The 19,013-nt window shown below is 61.5% G+C and carries 20 protein-coding genes and 1 tRNA gene; 17 read left to right on the top strand and 4 right to left on the bottom strand.

What is annotated here, in order from left to right; translation table 11 throughout:
- Positions 1–157 precede the first annotated feature (157 nt).
- From AC1RAC_RS20925 to AC1RAC_RS20935, 3 genes are all read left to right on the top strand, one after another.
- Entirely contained in the window at positions 158–1,786 is a 1,629-nt protein-coding gene (locus tag AC1RAC_RS20925; RefSeq protein WP_198790417.1) for a vWA domain-containing protein, read from the top strand.
- A 194-nt stretch (positions 1,787–1,980) separates the two neighbouring features.
- Positions 1,981–2,553 (top strand): RNA polymerase sigma factor, encoded by a 573-nt coding sequence (locus AC1RAC_RS20930; protein WP_089042037.1) that lies wholly within the window; start codon positions 1,981–1,983, stop codon positions 2,551–2,553.
- Positions 2,550–3,137, top strand: coding sequence for a hypothetical protein (locus AC1RAC_RS20935; RefSeq protein ID WP_213152940.1), 588 nt, complete (start codon positions 2,550–2,552; stop codon positions 3,135–3,137). The genes AC1RAC_RS20930 and AC1RAC_RS20935 overlap by 4 nt, the downstream gene beginning before the upstream one ends.
- Before the next feature lie 48 nt (positions 3,138–3,185).
- Here the strand turns inward: AC1RAC_RS20935 and AC1RAC_RS20940 are convergent, their stop codons facing one another.
- Positions 3,186–4,217 (bottom strand): SDR family oxidoreductase, encoded by a 1,032-nt coding sequence (locus AC1RAC_RS20940; protein ID WP_492616953.1) that lies wholly within the window; start codon positions 4,215–4,217, stop codon positions 3,186–3,188.
- A 116-nt stretch (positions 4,218–4,333) separates the two neighbouring features.
- On the opposite strand from AC1RAC_RS20940, the gene AC1RAC_RS20945 reads away from it, so the two are divergent.
- Positions 4,334–5,233: a LysR family transcriptional regulator gene (locus AC1RAC_RS20945; RefSeq protein WP_492616954.1), complete on the top strand. Its 900-nt coding sequence runs from the start codon at positions 4,334–4,336 to the stop codon at positions 5,231–5,233.
- Between the two features lie 252 nt (positions 5,234–5,485).
- Here the strand turns inward: AC1RAC_RS20945 and AC1RAC_RS20950 are convergent, their stop codons facing one another.
- Together AC1RAC_RS20950 and AC1RAC_RS20955 are read right to left on the bottom strand one after the other, a co-directional pair.
- Complete coding sequence (locus tag AC1RAC_RS20950) at positions 5,486–6,706, bottom strand: alginate lyase family protein (protein ID WP_054896827.1); 1,221 nt, start codon at positions 6,704–6,706, stop codon at positions 5,486–5,488.
- 113 nt (positions 6,707–6,819) lie between these two features.
- Positions 6,820–7,632, bottom strand: a complete 813-nt coding sequence (locus AC1RAC_RS20955; protein ID WP_054896826.1) for a MipA/OmpV family protein — start codon at positions 7,630–7,632, stop codon at positions 6,820–6,822.
- A gap of 218 nt (positions 7,633–7,850) precedes the next feature.
- Here AC1RAC_RS20955 and AC1RAC_RS20960 point away from each other — a divergent pair, with 218 nt between their 5' ends.
- Positions 7,851–8,540: a response regulator gene (locus AC1RAC_RS20960; RefSeq protein ID WP_003187519.1), complete on the top strand. Its 690-nt coding sequence runs from the start codon at positions 7,851–7,853 to the stop codon at positions 8,538–8,540.
- A gap of 5 nt (positions 8,541–8,545) precedes the next feature.
- Positions 8,546–9,721, top strand: a complete 1,176-nt coding sequence (locus AC1RAC_RS20965; protein ID WP_072434685.1) for a sensor histidine kinase — start codon at positions 8,546–8,548, stop codon at positions 9,719–9,721.
- A 207-nt stretch (positions 9,722–9,928) separates the two neighbouring features.
- Here AC1RAC_RS20965 and AC1RAC_RS20970 read toward each other — a convergent pair.
- Positions 9,929–10,005: transfer RNA gene (locus AC1RAC_RS20970), tRNA-Arg, on the bottom strand.
- Positions 10,006–10,200: 195 nt separating this feature from the next.
- Between AC1RAC_RS20970 and AC1RAC_RS20975 the strand changes: the two genes are divergently transcribed.
- The 11 genes from AC1RAC_RS20975 (at position 10,201) to AC1RAC_RS21025 (ending at position 18,921) form a co-directional block, all read left to right on the top strand.
- Positions 10,201–10,917 carry a Crp/Fnr family transcriptional regulator gene (locus AC1RAC_RS20975; RefSeq protein WP_158068757.1) on the top strand — a complete coding sequence of 239 codons (717 nt, stop codon included), beginning with the start codon at positions 10,201–10,203 and terminating at the stop codon, positions 10,915–10,917.
- Positions 10,918–11,004: 87 nt separating this feature from the next.
- Positions 11,005–11,547 (top strand): RNA polymerase sigma factor, encoded by a 543-nt coding sequence (locus tag AC1RAC_RS20980; protein ID WP_175550956.1) that lies wholly within the window; start codon positions 11,005–11,007, stop codon positions 11,545–11,547.
- 103 nt (positions 11,548–11,650) lie between these two features.
- The gene (locus AC1RAC_RS20985) at positions 11,651–11,878 is read left to right on the top strand and encodes a RebB family R body protein (protein ID WP_003187543.1); all 228 of its coding nucleotides are present in this window, start codon (positions 11,651–11,653) and stop codon (positions 11,876–11,878) included.
- A gap of 18 nt (positions 11,879–11,896) precedes the next feature.
- Entirely contained in the window at positions 11,897–12,469 is a 573-nt protein-coding gene (locus AC1RAC_RS20990; RefSeq protein ID WP_054920366.1) for a hypothetical protein, read from the top strand.
- Positions 12,470–12,536: 67 nt separating this feature from the next.
- Complete coding sequence (locus AC1RAC_RS20995; RefSeq protein ID WP_229999321.1) at positions 12,537–13,178, top strand: hypothetical protein; 642 nt, start codon at positions 12,537–12,539, stop codon at positions 13,176–13,178.
- 40 nt (positions 13,179–13,218) lie between these two features.
- Positions 13,219–13,542, top strand: a complete 324-nt coding sequence (locus AC1RAC_RS21000; protein ID WP_105225366.1) for a hypothetical protein — start codon at positions 13,219–13,221, stop codon at positions 13,540–13,542.
- An 80-nt stretch (positions 13,543–13,622) separates the two neighbouring features.
- Positions 13,623–13,937, top strand: coding sequence for a RebB family R body protein (locus AC1RAC_RS21005; RefSeq protein WP_003187550.1), 315 nt, complete (start codon positions 13,623–13,625; stop codon positions 13,935–13,937).
- Positions 13,938–13,987: 50 nt separating this feature from the next.
- Positions 13,988–14,302 carry a RebB family R body protein gene (locus tag AC1RAC_RS21010; RefSeq protein WP_003187551.1) on the top strand — a complete coding sequence of 105 codons (315 nt, stop codon included), beginning with the start codon at positions 13,988–13,990 and terminating at the stop codon, positions 14,300–14,302.
- A gap of 296 nt (positions 14,303–14,598) precedes the next feature.
- The gene (gabD, locus tag AC1RAC_RS21015; protein WP_003187552.1) at positions 14,599–16,041 is read left to right on the top strand and encodes an NADP-dependent succinate-semialdehyde dehydrogenase; all 1,443 of its coding nucleotides are present in this window, start codon (positions 14,599–14,601) and stop codon (positions 16,039–16,041) included.
- A gap of 177 nt (positions 16,042–16,218) precedes the next feature.
- Positions 16,219–17,496 carry a 4-aminobutyrate--2-oxoglutarate transaminase gene (gene gabT / locus AC1RAC_RS21020; protein ID WP_200584092.1) on the top strand — a complete coding sequence of 426 codons (1,278 nt, stop codon included), beginning with the start codon at positions 16,219–16,221 and terminating at the stop codon, positions 17,494–17,496.
- A gap of 222 nt (positions 17,497–17,718) precedes the next feature.
- A complete protein-coding gene (locus AC1RAC_RS21025; protein ID WP_072445738.1) occupies positions 17,719–18,921 on the top strand; it encodes an HDOD domain-containing protein in 1,203 nt (400 codons plus the stop codon).
- Positions 18,922–19,013 lie beyond the last annotated feature (92 nt).

A 19,013-nucleotide genomic window follows, 5' to 3' on the forward strand; every position in this document is an offset into this window, starting at 1 on the left:
CCGTCCCCCCCCCCCCCCCCCCCCCCCCCCCCCCCCCCCCCCCCCCCCCCCCCCCGCTCCCACATTGATCGAGGTGAATTTCGAGGGTTTAACCCGAACCCAACCTACCTCGCGTCTGACCTTGTGAACGGCTCATTCATTCACGAGGTTCAGCCCCATGTCCCGCCCTCTGCTTTACCTGCGTCCCGCTGCCCAAGGCTTTACCGTTACCCTGCTGGTGGCGCTGGCTGGGTGTGGGCTGTCATCGTCCCCCGAAGTCTCCAAACCGGTTGAACCGGCGCCTCTCGCCGAGCTGCACAGCGCGCCGATCCAGAATGCAGTGGTCAAGCGGATGGCCATGCCGGCACCAATGAGGGTGCGGGAAATGGCGACGATGGACTACCGCAGCGAACCCCGCGAGCAATACGCCAACCTGCCGGATAACCCGGTGCATAGCGTCGCCGAAACCCCGGTCTCCACCTTCAGCGTGGATGTCGACACGGGCAGCTACGCCAACGTACGGCGCTTCCTCAACCAAGGCCGCCTGCCGCCCGAAGGCTCGGTGCGATTGGAGGAAATGGTCAACTACTTCCCCTACCACTACGCATTGCCCACCGATGGCTCCCCCTTTGGCGTGACCACCGAGCTGGCCGCTACGCCGTGGAACCCGCGCACAAAACTGCTGCGCATTGGCATCAAGGCTTCCGATAAAACCGTGGCAGAACTGGCGCCCGCCAACCTGGTGTTCCTGGTGGACGTGTCCGGCTCCATGGACCGCCGCGAAGGCTTGCCGCTGGTCAAAAGCACGCTGAAGTTACTGGTGGATCAACTGCGTGATCAGGACCGTGTGTCACTGGTGGTCTATGCCGGTGAATCCCGCGTGGTGCTCAAGCCCACCTCGGGCAGTGAAAAAGCCAAGATCCGCAACGCCATCGACCAACTCACCGCCGGCGGCTCCACCGCAGGCGCGTCGGGCATCGAGTTGGCCTACCAGATGGCCCGCGAAGGCTTTATCGACCAGGGCATCAACCGCATCCTGCTGGCCACCGACGGCGACTTCAACGTGGGCATCAGCGACTTCGACAGCCTCAAGCAGATGGCCGTGGCCCAGCGCAAAAGCGGCGTATCGCTGACCACCCTCGGCTTTGGCGTGGACAACTACAACGAACACCTGATGGAACAACTGGCCGACGCGGGCGACGGTAACTACGCCTACATCGACAACCTGCGCGAAGCACGCAAGGTGCTGGTAGAGCAACTCAGTTCCACCCTGGCCGTGGTGGCGCGGGATGTGAAACTGCAGGTGGAGTTCAACCCGGCCCAGGTCAGCGAATACCGCCTGCTGGGCTATGAAAACCGCGCCCTGAAGCGTGAGGATTTCAACAACGACAAGGTCGATGCCGGTGAGATTGGCGCAGGGCACACGGTGACGGCGCTGTATGAAATCGTGCCCAAGGGCGAGAAGGGCTGGTTGGAACCTCTGCGTTACGCCGACGCGCCTGCGACCGAAGGCAAGTCCGATGAGCTGGCGATGCTGCGGGTGCGCTACAAACCAGCTGCGGGCGGTAACAGCCAGTTGATCGAACGCCCTATCGCCAACCAGGCCACCCCAGCCAGCGACGACCTGCGCTTCGCGTCTGCCGTGGCCGCCTTCGCCCAACAGCTCAAGGGCGATGGCCGCTACACTGGCATCATGAGTGTGCAAGACACCGCCAAACTGGCGCGCTCGGCCCGCGGCGATGACCCGTTCGGGCTGCGCAACGAATTCGTGCAACTGGTGGAGCTGGCCCAAAGCCTCAAGCCCTGATCTCGCCCGCACCAATGTGCAAATGGGGGAGGGGCCATGCTGCTAAAACTTTTTGTAGGAGCGAGCTTGCTCGCGAAAAACTCACAGGCACCGCGTTTATCCAGGAAGCACGCGTTATCGTTGACGTTCTTCGCGAGCAAGCTCGCTCCTACAGTAATCCTGCTTCGGCTGACCAAAAGGAGTTCGCCCACTACATGGCCGTTTCAGATGACTCACCCAGCGACGAATCGCTGCTGGCCCGCTACCGAACCGGTGACGCTGCCGCCTTCGAAGCCTTGTACACGCGCCATCGCCAGGGCCTGTACTTCTTCCTCGTGTCCCTATGCAACAAAGCCGAACTGGCCGAAGAAATCTACCAGGACACCTGGCTCAGCCTGATCCGCAGCACCACCCAGCCACAAGGCCGGGCGAGTTTTCGCACCTGGTTGTTCCAGATCGCCCGCAACCGCCTGATCGACCACTGGCGCAAGCACGGCATCCACAACCCCCTGCACGACAGCTACGATGAACAGCTCCACGCCCAGGCCGATGACAGCGACGGCCCCGAGCAACAACTGACCCTCAGCCGCGACCAGGCGCGCCTCGACGCGGCCCTGCAAGCGTTGCCCGAAGACCAGCGCGAAGTGTTTCTGCTACGCCTGCACGGCGAGCTCGAAGTACCGCAAATCGCCACCCTCACCGGCGCCCCGCTGGAAACCGTAAAAAGCCGCTTGCGCTACGCCCTGCAAAAATTGCGGCGCCTGCTGGCCGAGGAGGTACCCGTATGACTGACTCCCGACACACCCCAGACGACGCGCTGCTCCAGCACTATCGTCAACACAGCACGGGCGAGCCGCCCGCGTCCCTCGACGCCTTCATCCTCAACGCTGCCCGTCGCGAAGCCCCGCAGCCGCAACCCAGCCTGTGGCAACGCTGGCTGCAAGCCTGCCAACGCCCGCGCTGGCAAATGGCATTTGCCACCGTCGCCGGGTTGGCACTGATGATCGGCGTGGTCATGCGCTCCCCCGTGCCGCAACCCGAAATCTCCACCGCGACATTCTCTGCGCCGCACCACGAAGAAGCCGCCCAGCCAGCGCCGCAAGCCTTCTCCGCCCCCGCGCCAATGGCCCGGATGGCGATAGCGCCACGGGTTGAAAGTGCGCCTGCTCAAGCCGAAAGCGCAGTGGCGGATCAGCCAGCGCTGAAACTCAGCAAACGGGCGCTGCCTACGTTGGAAGCAGGTCTGCAGGAAATTGTGAACCTGCGTCGAGCGGGTGAAACCAGGGCCGCGGATGAAAAACTGCTGGCGCTGTACCAACGCTTTCCCGAGGAGGACTTGCCGGCACGGCTAGAGGCGTTGCAACAGCGTTGAACCTGCCGCCACGAACCAGCCCCAGGCCTGTCGACCTGGGGCTTTTTATTACAATCCGCCGTAGGCCCGGGACCACGCCACCGTGTCCGTGAGGGTCTGCTCCAATACACGAAAACTCAGCCCCAGTTCCTCTTCACTTTTGCGATGGTCAAAGCGGGTACGGTGCTCCTCGCGTATCAACAGCCGCAACGTCGCCATGCTCAGCAAGATGGGCTTGCCGGTCAGGTAGGCGTAGGCCTCTTGCATCGCTGCCAACAGGTACAGCGCGGGCAGCGGCAGTTGGCGGGAGGGCACCTTGACCCCGGCAATACTCCCCAGCACCGGAATCAGCTGGCGCATGGTCAAGTTGCGACCGGCTGCGAGATAACGCTCGCCCCGTCGCCCGCTCTGGGCGGCAGCAATGTGCGCCCAGGCCACATCGCGGGCATCGACCAGCGAAAAGGTGCCAGGAATCAGCCCCGGCAGCTTGCCGTTGATAACGTCCCGGACCAACTGCCCCGAAGACGTCGGCCCACGGTCACCCGGCCCCCACATCCAACCGGGCAAGACCATGCAAGCGTGCATCTGCGGATGGCTTTCAAGAAACCTCAACACCTCCCGCTCAGCCAGGATCTTGCTGCGGTAGTAGTCATCCGCATCGGCTTCGGCCCGCAGGCACGTCTCGTCGATCGGCGTACCGGGGGCACCGTCGAGCACGGCAATCGACGAAGTATGTACAAACCGTCGCACACCGGCGTCATACGCCTGTTGCAGCAGGGCTCGGGTACCGACGACATTGATCTTCTCCAGTTCCTCCAAATGGCTGCCGCCCTTGTAGTTATCCCGAAAAAACGCCGCGCAGTGAAACACCGTATCGCAGCCTTGCAACGCCGCCGCGAAGGCATCCACATCCGCCATGTCTCCCACCACCTGTTCCACATCCGGCAAATCGCCGAACTGCTGCGCACCCTTGGCCGCCGAGCGCACCAGCGCCTTCACCGCATAACCCCGTGCGACCAGCTCCCGCACCAGGTTGTTGCCCAGCAAGCCGGTGGCGCCGGTCACAAAGGTGCTGCGCAAGCGATTGGGGTTCGTGTTCATACAGGCCATTCCATTTGTTGAGAAGGCCAGTAGATATACCCGCGAGCCCGCGCCGTAAAAACAGCGCCTACGGCATAATGGCTTTGCACATCTGCACACCAGGGAAGCGCGGAGATATGGCATTGCAGGCAAATTGGGACGATCTTCGACTGCTGCTGGCAGTCTCACGGCGCGGCAGCTTTTTACAGGCAGGCCAGTTACTCGGTATCGCGGCCTCTACCGTCTCCCGCCGCCTCACCCAACTGGAAACCGCCCTGGGCGAGCCACTGGTGGAACGCGGCGTGGAAGGCTGCCGGCTCACCTCCCGAGGCCAAGCCCTGGTGGACGTCGCCCTGGCAGCCGAATCCGGCCTGCGCCGCCAGGCCCCCGCCGACGGCGCGCCAGCAACCCTCAGCGGCACCGTGCTGGTGAGCGCCGGCGAAGGCTTTTCTGCCAGCGTGCTTGAGGCCGCCAGCCGCTTCACCTCCCAGCACCCAGGCTGTTCCGTAGAACTACAGGTCACCACCGACTTTCACAAAATCGTACGAGGCGTGGCCGACATCGCCATACGCACCGCACACCTGGGCGAACCTTCCCTGATCTACCGAGGGCTCGGCAAACTCGCTTACGGCGTATTCGCAACTGCTGAATACCTGCAACGGTTTCCTGCGCTAACGCCAGCTACCGCCGCCAGTATCGCCTTGCTGCCGCCGCTGGATCTGCTGCCGCAAATGCGCGCTGCGAAAGCTGCGGGGGTGGACCGTGCTCCGATCAGGGTGAGTTCGTTTGCGGTGCAGCTTGAATCGGTGAAGCGGGGGATGGGGGTGGCGGTGTTGCCGCGTATTTTGGCGACGGGGTTGAGTGAGGTTTTTCAGGAGATAGAACTGCCGGCGATGGAGGTTTATTTGGTGACGCGGCCGCAGGCGTTGAAGCAGGGGCATATTCAGGGGTTTTTTGGGGTGTTGGAGGGGGTGTTGCGCGGTGAAATTTCAAGCCTGGAAAAGCAGCATTCCGGGAATTCATCAAGGCCTTCATAATACTCAACCCATCGGGATGTAGGCGCTTAGCCACTCGTAGCAACATCGAGTTGCGCGTGCAAGTGGCTCACAAAAAAGCCCCGGGTCTAAAGACCTCGGGTGTTTCATTCATATCTGGCTCCACACTTCTGCGGCGATGGTGCTGGCGTCCTTTGACATTTCCAACACACCAATGCGTTCTTGCCATTCCTCGAATTTGACAGGTAGAAAGGACGCATTTGTAATGCGCAGCGCAGCTTCGGTGATATACCTCTAAGGCATTAACTGCATCTCCGACAAACCGTATTCCCCCAACGAATACAGCAACGTCCCATACCCCAGCTGGACGTAGCCAACCCTGTCAGCACCATAATCCCCGCCACCACCTTCCACTTGGACGTTATTTGCCATGGCCTGCACATTCGGTGCGCTGAGGCCCTTTCGCACGGCGTAGTGGTTGTAGAGCAGTTCCCATATCGGACGGGTTTCGCCGCGATGATCGGCCGAGATGACGGTCTGTTTGAAGCTGCTGTTGGGGATGGGGGTAAACGGCACCTCCTGGCCAAGGTTGTACTTGGCCACATACTCGGCGCCCTGCAGCACGCGGTTGTTCTGGTAGCCGAACAGGTCGTTGCCCTGGCTCCAGGCCATTTGGCAGAAACTGCCGAGCAGGGCTATGTCGAGCATTGCGTGTGACTGATCACGTCCGCTTTCCTGGACTTGACCAAGGCCATCGCCGTAGAGCTTCCACACCGCGTGGGCGATGGCGCCGTTACCGGTGCCGTGCTTGAAGTAGTCGACGGCCTCGTTGTAGAGATCGCGGCGGTCGGTCAGTACGCCGATGGCCAGCATCGAGTTCATGTTGGCTAGGTCCCAGCTGGCCCCATGATGATCAGGCCGGGCGCCGTCGTGGTTCACCAGGAAGTCATGATTGATGGGGTAGAACACAGTGAGCATCATGCCTTGAAAACGCTGGAAATCTTCCGCCCGCCACTTTGGGTAGCTGCGCAGCAGTTCGGCCGCGTTGGCCAGTTGGTAGCCGTACAAGCCTGCCACCAAAGCTCTGCCGGGCTTGTCTTTGATCGCGGTGAGGGTCAAGGCCCACTGGTTCAAAATACTCACGGCCTTGTCGGCATACGCCGGGTTGTTGGAGATCTGCCAGCGCAGGGCCAGTGCATACGCGGCGGCTGCGTCGTTGAACAGAACACTGTCGTTATTCGGGCCGCCTGAAGTGGGGTACACCACCGGCATCGGGTTGGGCTGCCAGGCTAATGAGGCATGGGGGTTGGCGATCAGCTTCTGCCAGCCGGCCAGCCACGGCTGGTTATAGTTGGCCAGCTTCTCGCGTATCCGCGTGAAGTCCTCCCGGGTCTGGAGCAGGCCAGGATGCACGAACGCTTCGGTATGCAGGGTGGGGGAGGCTTGACTGCCGATACTCATCAATAGCGCATAGAGCAGCACGGCTCTTTTGGACAGGTACTTCAAACGGATCATCGTGTGTACGCCCTGATGGGGAGAACCTTGCGCGGTCTGAAAAGCCATTCGCACAGGACTGGAATCTGCCCCAGGGATAGTTCAGATGAAGCCTGCATACCCGGGGCTTGTTGTCAGAACGTGTAGTTGATTGCAAACAGGCCCAAGCCTGCGGTTTCGCGCCTTACCAGCGGGCTGTCGCTGGCCTGGTCAGCGTATTGAGTCAGCGTCAGGCTGGCCAGCGTTGACCAGTGCGCGTCGAAGGTGTGCTGCCAGTTCAAGGCAGCGGAGTAGGCATAGATCCCGGCGTCGGCGGTGTACTTGCTGTAGATCGAGCGTTGGCTCTGAGCCTGGGTGACGCCGAAGAACGTCTGGTTGTAGCGGCTATCGCCGGCATGGGCGTCGATGGCCAGGCTCAGGGTGTCGCGGTCTGTGTGCAACAAGATGCCTTCCAGGCCAAAGCGGTAACGGTTGCCTCGGTGCTCGCCGGCCATGCGCAGTTCGGCTTCGCCGTTGACCGACAGCCAGTCAAGCAGTTGTTGGCTGAGGGTAAAGTCGGCGACGGTTGCGCCGTTGATATCGCCCATACCTCTGAGCTCGTCGCCGCCCGGGCTGGTGATGCTGTCCTTCTCTTTGCGGCCCAGGTCGTAATTGATCGCTGCGCTGGCGCTAAAACCACTGTCGGATTGAAATTGCAGGCCCACGCCGCGAGTGGTGTCGGCGAACAACGCTCCGTGCTGGATGCTGAGCATCGGCAGTACGAGCGGACGGTAGCGGTCAGCACCCATGTAGCGAGGCGTGACACCCATGCCAAGGCCCAGGGTAACGGTGGTTTCTTCGGCTGTCGGGCTGGCGTCGGTCGCCTGAGCCTGGGGCGCGAGCGCGCAGCACAGCAGCGTGACGGCGCCCAACAGAACGTTGTGGGTAGGGGAGGTGGTGAAGTTCATGGTCAGGCCCTATGTGCAAAAGAAGACAGCAGTGCGCCCGCCGACGCGCGACACAACGCCTCCCTCTGATCGAGCTGTTCAGGCCCGTTGATAGGCTTGGACAGCGATGCAGTGGTCGGCATAGGATCGGCTCGCGAAAGCGGGCGTAGGGCAATACTGGCAGCGCACTTTCAATAAACCGTTCGTAAATTATCAAGGTTTCATCAAGAGGCTTCTTTGTGTCAGGAAAACGTATCCTCATCGTCGAAGACGACGCCGACAGCGCCAACATTCTCGAAGCCTACTTGCTCCGGGATGGCTATGAGGTGGCCCTGGCCGAAGACGGCCAGCGCGGTCTGGACCTGTACAAAAGCTGGCAGCCCGACCTGATCCTGCTCGACGTGATGCTTCCGCGCTTGAGCGGCACCGAGGTGTTATCCGCCGTGCGCCGTAGCAGTGACACGCCGGTCATCATGGTCACGGCCATGGGCGACGAACCGGAAAAACTCGGTGCCTTGCGTTATGGCGCGGACGACTATGTGGTCAAGCCTTACAGCCCGCGCGAAGTGGTGGCGCGGGTGCACGCGGTGTTGCGGCGCACCACCGGCAACCAACCGGTCGAACACCTGCTGCGCCATGAAAACCTGCGGGTGGATCTTGTTGCGTTTACCGCGGCCATTGAGCAGGGCGAAGCACCACCGCAATGGCTGGACCTGACCCCAACGGAATTTAAGCTGCTGGTGACGTTGCTCAAGACGCCGTCCAAGGCCTTCACTCGTGATGAGTTGCTGGAAATCTGCCTACCGGAAAGCGAAGCCCTGGCCCGCGTCGTCGACACCCACGTGCACAACCTGCGCCGCAAGCTGGAAAACCACGGCATCACCGGCGTTCTGGTCACGGTGCGCTCCATTGGCTATCGATTCAGGTAACGCACATGCTTGAGCAACCGCGGGTCAACGACAAACCCATGTGGCGCTGGATCGGCCTGCGCATGAGCCTGCTGGCGATCGGCGCGGTGGTGGTGATCTCGGTGTGCATGTGGATCAACGTCACACTGTCGGACTGGTATTTTGTGCAGCATCTGCCGCCTGGGCCGCGTGAGGAGCTGCTGGCGTTGCGCGCCGAGCCAGAGCTCAATGAGGCACGCTTGCGTCAAGTGGTTGCCCAGTACTATCCGCTGGACTATTTCCAGCCGGCTATCGCCAATCGCGACTGGCTGATACTGATCGGCCTGGTGCTGGCCGCGATCCCTATCATCATTGGCTTCGGCCTGTGGTTTTCGCGGCCCTTGTCCAGCCAGTTCTCGGCAATTGCCCAGGGCGCCCGGCGAGTCGCCGGCGGTGATTTCCTGACTCGCCTGCCGGTGCACCGCGACGCGCCCGACGAGCTGCAACGGCTGGTCAGCGACTTCAACAGCATGACCACGCAACTGGAGCGCTATGAGCGCGATGTGCGTGAATCCAGCGCGGTCATTGCCCACGAACTGCGCACACCCTTGAACGCCGCCATGGGGCGCGTGCAGGGTATGCTCGATGAGGTATTCCCCAGCGATGCCATGCAGTTGGGCATGGTCAAGCGTCAGCTCGATCAACTCAGAAAGCTGGTGGATGATTTGCACCTGTTGTCGATGGCTCGTGCTGGCCGGCTGGTGCTGGAGCGCAGCGAGTTTTCTCTGGCAGCTCTGGTGGCGGAGCGGTTGGCGTGGTTCCAGCCGCAGTTGGATGAGGCTTGCGTGCTGACGCAGGTCAGTATTGCTGATGGGCTTCGTATGCATGCCGATCGTGATCGCCTGGGCCAGGTGATCAACATTCTGGTCGATAACTTGCTGCGTTATGCGGCCGGGGGAGGCGAGTTGAATGTAACGGCGCGCCGGGTTCACGGTTCGGTGGTGATTGAAGTCGGTGACCGAGGGCCAGGTATCGAAGCCCAGCATCTGGACAGCGTGTTCGACCGCTTCTGGCGTGCAGAGCGCTCCAGGGCACGTTACTCGGGGGGGAGCGGGCTAGGCTTGTCCATCGCCCGTGCGATCTGCCACGCCCATGGCGGTACCATTACTGCCCGCAATCTGGCCGAAGGCGGTACGCTGATCAGGGCGGAGGTTCCTGTGTAGGCGTTTTCTTCTTTGCTTGAGACCGGCGCTCAAGGCGGTGAAATCGTAATGATCGTAGAGCTGGAAAACTGCTTGGGAAAAAGGGAGGGGAAAAGGGGATTTATTTTCACCTCTACTATCCCGACGCGACTCAACACTCTCTCACCACCCACCAAACGCACAAAAAAGCCCCAGATCTCCCGACCTGAGGCTTTTTCATTTCATATCTGGTGCACCCGGCGGGATTCGAACCCACGACCCCTGCCTTCGGAGGGCAGTACTCTATCCAGCTGAGCTACGGATGCTTGTGCGGGCGACATCATACCCATGTCGACCTGATGCGTCCATTCCGGCATTTGCCCCGCCCCCTGTCGTCCATTTCCGACAAAAAATGGCTAATCGCCACCCTCATTCACAACTCCCCGCGCCGCACGTCCCTTTGTTTGCTTTGCTCTTGTGGCTTTACACCGCTTCCACGCCGCAATTCCTCAGGTGAACGCATGCATTCCAAAGGAACCGTGATGCTCGATCTCCCGCTCAGACAAACCCTGCTGGCTCGCTCCGATTTGTTTCGAGGTATGCCGGAGCATCTCTTGCGCTACGTTGCCACCCATATGGTGGAGCGCACGCTGGATGATCGTGAGCTGTTGTATTTCAAGGACGACACCCTCGAATTCATTGCGCTGGTGGTGGAGGGGCGGATTTATTCGGTGGTGCATGGGCCCGATGGGCGCGAGCAGATTATCGGCAGTACCGGGGCCGGGCAGGTGGTGGGGGAGACGGCGTTGATCAAGGATCATGGGCGCGAGTCTTCTACCTTTGCCAGCGGGCCCACGCGTTTGTTGCAGTTGGGTAGCCGGCATTTTGCTGTGTTGTTTGAGGAGCCGGTGTTTCTGCGGCGCCTGTTGATGCTGATGATGCTGAGGTTACTGCACGCCATCGAGTTGCTGGAGTTGGTGTGCCTGCATCGGCTGGAGTCGCGGTTGGCGCGGTTTCTGTTGGCCAATCTGGGTGAGATCGACCTGGCGTTGGCCTTGCCCAGTGTGTCGTTGCCCGCAAGCCAAGGGGTGTTGGCGTCGATGCTGAATACCAGCCGGCCCAAGCTGAATGTACAGCTGCAAGTGTGGCGGCGCAGTGGGGTGATCAGCGGCGATCTGGAGCGCATGGTGATCAACGATGTTGAGCAGTTACGGCGCAAGGCTTTTGCGCTGAATTAGTTGTGGCGGTGTTCCCCAGGTAACAGCGTACCCCCGTCGAGCCCTCGCAGACTGGCCCTTCATCAAGGATGCACAGGAGTGCTGGCGATGGGGATGACTGTTCAGTTCAAGGATCAATGGGCCGCCGATGACCGTTTGTTCGAAGCGAGTTGGCGCGCTGTGCACGGCGAGCTCAGGCGCCGGGCGTTGCGGCGGGCCAAGGGCAATCTGGATCAGGGCCAGGAGTGGTTGTCGGCCACGGCGATCAAGGCCCTGCTGTTTTTTCGGCGTTCGCCGGAGCGCATTCGCGACCCTCAGGGGTTTCTGTTTCTGGTGCTCGATCATGTGTTTCTCGACAGCCTGCGGCGCAGCAAGCGCGAGGGGCGGCTGTTCGATGATTCGGTGGACCTTGAGCACGATCACCTGGCCGCGCTCGCCGCGCCCTGCGCTTCGGTGCTGGAGCGGGTGGAATGTTATGAGCGCCTGGAGCAGATCGAGGCGCACGTCGCACGGTTACCGCTGTTGCAGCAGCGCTTGTTCGAGATGCGCTTTGTCGACGACCTGCCTTACCCGCAAATCGCCGCCGAGCTGCACGTGAAGCTGCCGCTGGTGCGCAAGCGTGTGCAACTGCTGCGCAGTGCCTTGCGCTGAAGGTGATTCACAGACGTTGGCGTGGGGCGTTCTAGTGGTATGAGCGCAGCACGCCGCCGCTATCCACACCCAAACCTGGGTGAATGCCATCAAGGAGAGATGTATGACAGAGGTCAACAGCCAGATCACCGACGCGGTCACTCAAACCAACGTCAAGGTGGTGGCCGAGGCGCCGGCCCAGGCCATCGCGTCGCTGTACCAGGTGGCCAGCAGCGCGGCGGGCCTGTCGTTGCAGAACGCGGTCAACAGCCAGCAGGCGATGAATCAGATTTCCAACGCGGTGATCTCCAAGGCCGTGGCGCTGATCATGCAGATTGGCGAGAAGGGCTGAGCCCTCGGGAGATTGATTATGTCGTGGTTCAGTCGCAAGAAACCCGCCGCCTCCCAAGCAACGCCCGCCGCCGACCCTCCGGCGACAGCGCCCCCTGCACCGGCCTCGCGCTCGATCATGGCGCGCATGAACGAGCACCTGCTCAACCAGGTGAGCGCGCCGTCATCCGACAGTACGGCGGCGCTCAATAGCCAGATCGTGCAGGCGGTGCAGTTCACCAACGCGCAGAACTTTGCCTATGCGCCGGCGCAGATCGCGGTGCCGGCCGACATGATGATCAGCCAGGCGGCCGGGCTAGTGGCGCAAGCGGCGGCGGGGTACTTCGATGGGGTCAGCAAGATCGCGTTGGCGGCCCAGGCCGTGCTGCTCCAGCAAATGACCGAGAACATCGTCAAGGACAACCTGCCGGCCGCTGCCGAAGACGCCTTGGGCGCCTTGGCCACCGACCTGCTGGTAGGCGCCGCTGCCGCCGTGGCTGCCGCTGCCGGTGCGATGGAAGCCGAAGCCGCCAGCGTGGCCATCGACAAGATCGACCAGAGCATCGCCAAGTACGCCGACACCTTGGCCAACCGGGCCGCGCCAGCGGCCTGAACCGAGCACAGCGCTTCGGCGTTCTGCTGGGGCGGTGCAACAGCAACTTGAAAGCAACTTTTCTTGAGTGAGGAGCGACATCATGGACGTTGGAGATCTTATTTTTTCGGTGAAGCAAGAAGATGACAGTACGACGCGGGCTTTCATCAAAGCCGGTCAGTTGGTCAAAGCCAAGGTGTTCTCACAGGACACGACGTATCTGAATGTGGTCCACCCGGCAATTGCGGTGAGCAAGACCATGGTGATCGAAAGCGTCGGCACTGGCCTGGCGTTGACTGACGTGAGCCTGGAAAAACCCCCTCGCACCGCCATGGTGTTTTCCTGCCGTGACACTGAGCTGGGGTTTGCGGCGGCGCTGGCGGCCAAGCAGTTTTATTTCGACAAGCTCGGCGATGAAATCGACGGCAGTTATAGCGCGTGGAACGCGATGCTTTCTGCATTCAAGAACTGGAAGGCCAACGACACTCTGCAGGCTCGGATCAATGAGTCGATAGCGATAGGCAGCGGTTCCTTTTGCTCACAATTCGCGGCCAACGCTTATGAGGTCGGCAACCTCTACAACGCGGCCAATCTGGTTCCGCCACCGCCGGCCATTTTCAATCGGCAACCCTCAGCGATGACACCGGCAGAGCTCGCGACGTTCTGTGCTGCGTCGCCGCGTTTTTTCTTTGCCGGTTTCTGGGAAGACGGCAGAGAGGTGCGGCTTTAGCGGCCCTTTTGCAGGCGACGTAAAACCCAAGGAGATCGACATGGCACCCCCTTCCACACCCTCGGTCCTGTCCACCGACGACCGCCAACGGCTCGAAGCGATGCTGCGCAACCCGCAGATTTTCGCCGGAACGCCCCAGGCCATCGTCGACGAAACCCTCAAGCGCGCTACCGAAGTGCTTGCGCAATCGAAGGCCAACGAACAAGCGCTCAAGACCGCTGCCCTGCAACGTGAAGCGGCGCTGCGCCAGGTGTTGGACGGCGCAGCTCCCGACCAGGATGCGCAACGCAAGGAAGTGCAGGCACTGATCCAGGGGTTGATCGCCCAGATTGAAGCGGCGCTGGGCCCCACTGCAAAACCTTGACCCTGCGTTTCACAGCGCCTGTTCCGCAACGTTCATTGATGAACACGGAATGCACCGTGTACTAAATAAGGAAATTGATCATGCCATTAGTCAACGAGCAAATTACCGACGCGGTCACCCAGACCAACGTCAAAGTGGTGGCCGAATCGCCTGCGATGGCGATGAGCACTATCTATCAATCCATGGCGCAGGCCACGGCGATTCTGTTCCAGAACGCGGTGTCGGCCCAGCAGCAGCAAAACACCCTGGCCCAGGCGGCCACCAACCAGGGCGTGATGCAGATCTACAGCGTCGATACCACCGCAGGTGCGGCGGCTACCGAGAAAGTCGCCCAGGGCGGCGTGTCGGATAACCTCACCAGCCTGTTGACCGTGCTCAAGTCTTTCCAGCCTTAAGCACTGAGCAATAACGGATGTTGTTCTTTCTCAACCCAGGAGTTTCAACCATGAGTACAGTCAGCCCGCAAATCACCGATGCCGTCACCCAGACCAACGTCAAGGTGGTTGCCGAATCACCCGCGATGGCCATGAGCACCATCTATCAATCCATGGGCCAGGCCACGGCGATCCTGTTCCAGAACTCGGTCTCGGCCCAACAGCAACAAAACACCCTGGCCCAGGCGGCCACCAACCAGGGCGTGATGCAGATCTACAGCGTCGACACCACCGCTGGCGCCGCCGCCACCGAAAAAGTCGCCCAGGGCGGCGTGGCCGACAACTTGACCAGCCTGTTGGCCGTGCTCAAGTCGTTCCAACCTTAAGCTGCAGAGCCCCCAGCAGCCCCGGCGCCCACCAGGCTCCGGGGCTGTTGTCGTGTGTGCGTTTGATCCGAAAGATGAACCGGATGCGCCATATTCGTTCTTTTTTTCGAACATCCTATTGCCCTGTACCCCCATTGATCCTAGGATTCGTTTGAGATTTCAAACGCTCTGTCTCCCGTGCGCTCTTTCATTTCTTCTGCGCGCTGGGGCTGATTTCCCTGACGGCAGCCCACAAGGCGCCTTTCAACAACTCTAATTCGCTCCGCGTGCGCGCGGTGCTGTTAAGGAAAGCCGACATGCAGCTTAAAGACACCCAGTTGTTCCGCCAGCAAGCCTTTATCGATGGCGCTTGGGTCGATGCGGACAATGGTCAAACCATCAAGGTCAACAACCCGGCCACGGGCGAGATTCTCGGCACCGTGCCGAAGATGGGCGCCGCGGAAACCCGCCGCGCCATCGAAGCAGCCGACAAGGCCCTGCCAGCCTGGCGTGCGCTCACCGCCAAGGAGCGCGCCAACAAGCTGCGCCGCTGGTTCGAACTGCTGATCGAAAACCAGGACGACCTCGGCCGCCTGATGACCCTCGAACAAGGCAAGCCGCTGGCCGAGGCCAAGGGCGAAATCGTCTACGCTGCCTCCTTCATCGAGTGGTTCGCCGAAGAAGCCAAGCGCATCTATGGCGACGTGATCCCCGGCCACCAGCCCGACAAGCGCCTGATCGTGATCAAGCAGCCTATCGGCGTGACCGCCGCCATCACCCCGTGGAACTTCCCTGCGGCGATGATCACCCGTAAAGCCGGCCCGGCCCTGGCCGCCGGTTGCACCATGGTGATCAAGCCCGCCTCGCAAACCCCGTTTTCGGCCCTGGCCCTGGTTGAGCTGGCGCACCGCGCCGGTATCCCCAAAGGCGTGCTCAGCGTAGTCACCGGCAGTGCTGGCGACATCGGCGGCGAGCTGACCAGCAACCCCATTGTGCGTAAATTGTCCTTCACCGGCTCGACCGAAATTGGTCGCCAGCTGATGGCCGAATGCGCCAAGGACATCAAGAAAGTCTCCCTGGAGCTGGGCGGTAACGCACCGTTCATCGTGTTCGACGACGCCGACCTGGATAAGGCCGTCGAAGGCGCGATCATCTCCAAGTACCGCAACAACGGCCAGACCTGCGTCTGCGCCAACCGCCTGTACATCCAGGATTCGGTGTACGACGCCTTCGCTGAAAAGCTCAAGGTGGCGGTGACCAAATTGAAGATCGGTAACGGCCTGGAAGACGGCACCACCACCGGCCCGCTGATCGACGAAAAAGCCGTGGCCAAGGTGCAGGAACATATCGCTGATGCCCTGAGCAAAGGCGCCAAGTTGTTGGCCGGTGGCAAGGTGATGGAAGGCAACTTCTTCGAACCGACCATCCTGGTCGACGTGCCGAAAAACGCCGCCGTCGCCAAGGAAGAAACCTTCGGCCCGCTGGCGCCACTGTTCCGCTTCAAAGACGAAGCCGAAGTGATCGCCATGTCCAACGACACCGAGTTCGGCCTGGCTTCCTACTTCTACGCCCGCGACCTGGGCCGTGTGTTCCGTGTGGCCGAGGCCCTGGAATACGGTATGGTCGGCGTCAACACCGGGTTGATCTCCAACGAAGTGGCGCCGTTCGGCGGCATCAAGGCCTCCGGCCTGGGCCGTGAAGGCTCCAAGTACGGGATCGAGGACTACCTGGAAATCAAATACCTCTGCCTGGGTATCTAAGGCACGGGATTGCAGTAAACGCAGAGGGCACGAGAGCGCTGCCCCTTTGCGTGTTTCACATGGTTATTCGCAGTGGCCGGGAAAGCTGTGGCAGTCGATCATCGCATGCTGCCGTAGTTGCCTCCCCGCCACCTATCCTTGAGCCACGCCGCCCGATGAGCGGCGAATGAGGACTTTATGAGCAAGACCAACGCATCCCTGATGAAACGCCGCGAAGCCGCTGTACCGCGCGGTGTTGGCCAGATTCACCCGATCTTCGCTGACTCCGCGAAGAACGCCACCGTGACCGACGTTGAAGGTCGCGAGTTCATCGACTTCGCCGGCGGTATCGCCGTGCTGAACACCGGCCACGTGCACCCGAAAATCATCGCGGCCGTGACCGAGCAACTCAACAAGCTGACCCACACCTGCTTCCAGGTATTGGCCTACGAGCCCTACGTAGAAGTGTGCGAAAAAGTCGCCGCCAAGGTGCCGGGTGATTTCGCCAAGAAAACCCTGCTGGTCACCACCGGTTCCGAAGCGGTGGAGAACGCCGTGAAGATCGCCCGCGCCGCCACCGGCCGTGCCGGTGTGATCGCCTTCACCGGCGCCTACCACGGCCGCACCATGATGACCCTGGGCCTCACCGGTAAGGTCGTGCCTTACTCGGCCGGCATGGGCTTGATGCCGGGCGGCGTGTTCCGTGCGCTGTACCCCAACGAACTGTACGGTGTGAGCGTCGACGACTCCATCGCCAGCATCGAGCGCATCTTCAAGAACGACGCCGAGCCGCGTGATATCGCCGCCATCATCATCGAGCCGGTGCAGGGCGAGGGCGGTTTCTACGTCGCGCCAAAAGCCTTCATGAAGCGCCTGCGCGAACTGTGCGACAAGCACGGCATCCTGTTGATCGCCGACGAAGTGCAAACCGGTGCCGGCCGTACCGGTACCTTCTTCGCCATGGAACAGATGGGCGTTGCCGCCGACCTGACCACCTTCGCCAAATCCATCGCAGGCGGCTTCCCGCTGGCCGGTGTGTGCGGCAAGGCCGAGTACATGGACGCCATCGCCCCAGGCGGCCTGGGTGGCACCTATGCCGGTAGCCCGATTGCCTGCGCAGCAGCCCTGGCCGTGATGGAAGTGTTCGAAGAAGAGCACCTGCTGGACCGCTGCAAGGCCGTGGGCGAGCGCCTGGTGACTGGCCTCAAGGCCATCCAGGCCAAGTACCCGGTGATCGGCGAAGTGCGTGCCCTGGGCGCGATGATCGCGGTCGAGCTGTTTGAAGACGGCGACACCCACAAGCCAAACGCTGCCGCCGTTGCCTCCGTGGTAGCCAAGGCACGTGACAAGGGCCTGATCCTGCTGTCCTGCGGTACCTACGGCAACGTATTGCGCGTACTGGTGCCCCTGACCTCGCCGGACGAGCAGTTGGACAAAGGCCTGGCGATCATCGAAGAGTGTTTCTCCGAACTCTGACCAACCTTAGTCACTGTGGCGAGGGAGCTTGCTCCCGCTGGGGCGCGAAGCGGCCCCGCTCTTTGATTTGGGACTGCTGCGCAGTCCAGCGGGAGCAAGCTCCCTCGCCACAGGTTACAGCCCGTACAAAAAAACCGCTTCGGCGGTTTTTTTGTGCCTGCTTCATTGTACGCACGCGCCTGCATTGTCTAAGGTGCAAGCATTGCCGATGGAGCGTGCTGGATGACTGCTGTTGATTTACCCGCTGTACCTCGAGTGTTAATCGCCGAAGCAGACCCTTGGTCGCGGGACCTGCTCAAGCAAGTGCTGTTGAATGTGCGCTGTGACGCACGGCTGGATGTGTGCGCCGATGGGCAGCACGCCGCCACGCTGTTGGGCGAAAAAACCTATGACCTGATCCTGGCGGATTGGGAGTTGCCGGGCGTGGATGGCCTGAGCCTGCTGCGCAGCGTGCGCCAGAAGCGCCGTTCGCTGCCGTTTATCTTGCTGAGCAGTCGCAACGACAGCGCCAGCGTGCGCGAAGCCTTGCCCCTGGCGCCCACCGCCTACCTGACCCGCCCACTGAACATGGAAAGCCTGACCCAGCGCTTGCAAGACCTGCTGCTCAATGAAGGCGAAAGCGTGTACTGCGAAATTCCACCGCTGGCGCCGGGTATGACCTTGCCAGCCTTTCTGGAGCGACGCCGCGAGGTCTGCGATGGCGCGCCGCTGCGCGTGGATGTGAAAACCGCCGTGCAACGCAGCCTGGGGCCCGAAGGCCTGGACCTCAAGCAGTTGGAAGACCAGGTGCACAGCGACCCGCAAATCACCGCCGTATTGATCGCCGCCGCCAACAGCGCCGGCTACCACGGCACGCCAGTGCAGACCCTGTCAGAGGCCCTGCATAAGTTGGTGCCCGGCCAGAGCATGAACCTCATCCTGGGCCTGGCGCTCAAGCACAACGTGGTGTTGGGCGACCCTGGGCTGGTGGCCTACGCCGAGCGGCACTGGCAATTGTCCCAGGACAGCGCCGACTACGCCCGGCGCCTGGCGCGCATGCTGGAGCTCGACCACCAGCGCTGCTACAGCGCCTGCATCCTGCATCGCTTGGGCGACCTGGCCTTGTTGCGCTGCCTGGAAGACTGGCGCCAGGGCGGCGGCGCCCTGGATGATGAAGCCATAGGCGAATCCCTCGACGCCTTTGGCGCCGCCTACGGTTCGGCGTTGCGCACGCGTTGGCGCTTGCCGCTGGAGTTGCGGCAGTTGATCGCAGGGATCTATTCACTGGAAGGCGGGGTGTATTCGCGCGAAGCCCTGGTGGTGAACCTGGCGGTGCAAATGGCGCGGCTGACCGAGCACGAAGGGCTTGAAGAACTAGCCGCCAGCAAGACCGCGCGGCTGCTCAAGGTCGGCTTGTCGGAACTGACCCGAGTGCGCAAAACCTGAAACACACACCGAACGCATGTAGGAGCGGGGGGGGTGTTGGAAGAAAGAAAACGCGAAGAGGGGTTCCTGGATAAACGCGGGGTATGTTAGTT

The sequence above is a fragment of the Pseudomonas sp. GW823-FHT02F05 genome (assembly GCF_058797315.1).

Bases quoted from the DNA above. Each gene is read 5' to 3' on its own strand.
- AC1RAC_RS20925 (WP_198790417.1), top strand. From the start codon at position 158: ATGTCCCGCCCTCTGCTTTACCTGCGTCCCGCTGCCCAAGGCTTTACC.
- AC1RAC_RS20930 (WP_089042037.1), top strand. From the start codon at position 1,981: ATGGCCGTTTCAGATGACTCACCCAGCGACGAATCGCTGCTGGCCCGC.
- AC1RAC_RS20935 (WP_213152940.1), top strand. From the start codon at position 2,550: ATGACTGACTCCCGACACACCCCAGACGACGCGCTGCTCCAGCACTAT.
- AC1RAC_RS20940 (WP_492616953.1), bottom strand. From the start codon at position 4,217: ATGAACACGAACCCCAATCGCTTGCGCAGCACCTTTGTGACCGGCGCC.
- AC1RAC_RS20945 (WP_492616954.1), top strand. From the start codon at position 4,334: ATGGCATTGCAGGCAAATTGGGACGATCTTCGACTGCTGCTGGCAGTC.
- AC1RAC_RS20950 (WP_054896827.1), bottom strand. From the start codon at position 6,706: ATGATCCGTTTGAAGTACCTGTCCAAAAGAGCCGTGCTGCTCTATGCG.
- AC1RAC_RS20955 (WP_054896826.1), bottom strand. From the start codon at position 7,632: ATGAACTTCACCACCTCCCCTACCCACAACGTTCTGTTGGGCGCCGTC.
- AC1RAC_RS20965 (WP_072434685.1), top strand. From the start codon at position 8,546: ATGCTTGAGCAACCGCGGGTCAACGACAAACCCATGTGGCGCTGGATC.
- AC1RAC_RS20975 (WP_158068757.1), top strand. From the start codon at position 10,201: ATGCATTCCAAAGGAACCGTGATGCTCGATCTCCCGCTCAGACAAACC.
- AC1RAC_RS20980 (WP_175550956.1), top strand. From the start codon at position 11,005: ATGGGGATGACTGTTCAGTTCAAGGATCAATGGGCCGCCGATGACCGT.
- AC1RAC_RS20985 (WP_003187543.1), top strand. From the start codon at position 11,651: ATGACAGAGGTCAACAGCCAGATCACCGACGCGGTCACTCAAACCAAC.
- AC1RAC_RS20990 (WP_054920366.1), top strand. From the start codon at position 11,897: ATGTCGTGGTTCAGTCGCAAGAAACCCGCCGCCTCCCAAGCAACGCCC.
- AC1RAC_RS21000 (WP_105225366.1), top strand. From the start codon at position 13,219: ATGGCACCCCCTTCCACACCCTCGGTCCTGTCCACCGACGACCGCCAA.
- AC1RAC_RS21005 (WP_003187550.1), top strand. From the start codon at position 13,623: ATGCCATTAGTCAACGAGCAAATTACCGACGCGGTCACCCAGACCAAC.
- AC1RAC_RS21010 (WP_003187551.1), top strand. From the start codon at position 13,988: ATGAGTACAGTCAGCCCGCAAATCACCGATGCCGTCACCCAGACCAAC.
- gabD (WP_003187552.1), top strand. From the start codon at position 14,599: ATGCAGCTTAAAGACACCCAGTTGTTCCGCCAGCAAGCCTTTATCGAT.
- gabT (WP_200584092.1), top strand. From the start codon at position 16,219: ATGAGCAAGACCAACGCATCCCTGATGAAACGCCGCGAAGCCGCTGTA.
- AC1RAC_RS21025 (WP_072445738.1), top strand. From the start codon at position 17,719: ATGACTGCTGTTGATTTACCCGCTGTACCTCGAGTGTTAATCGCCGAA.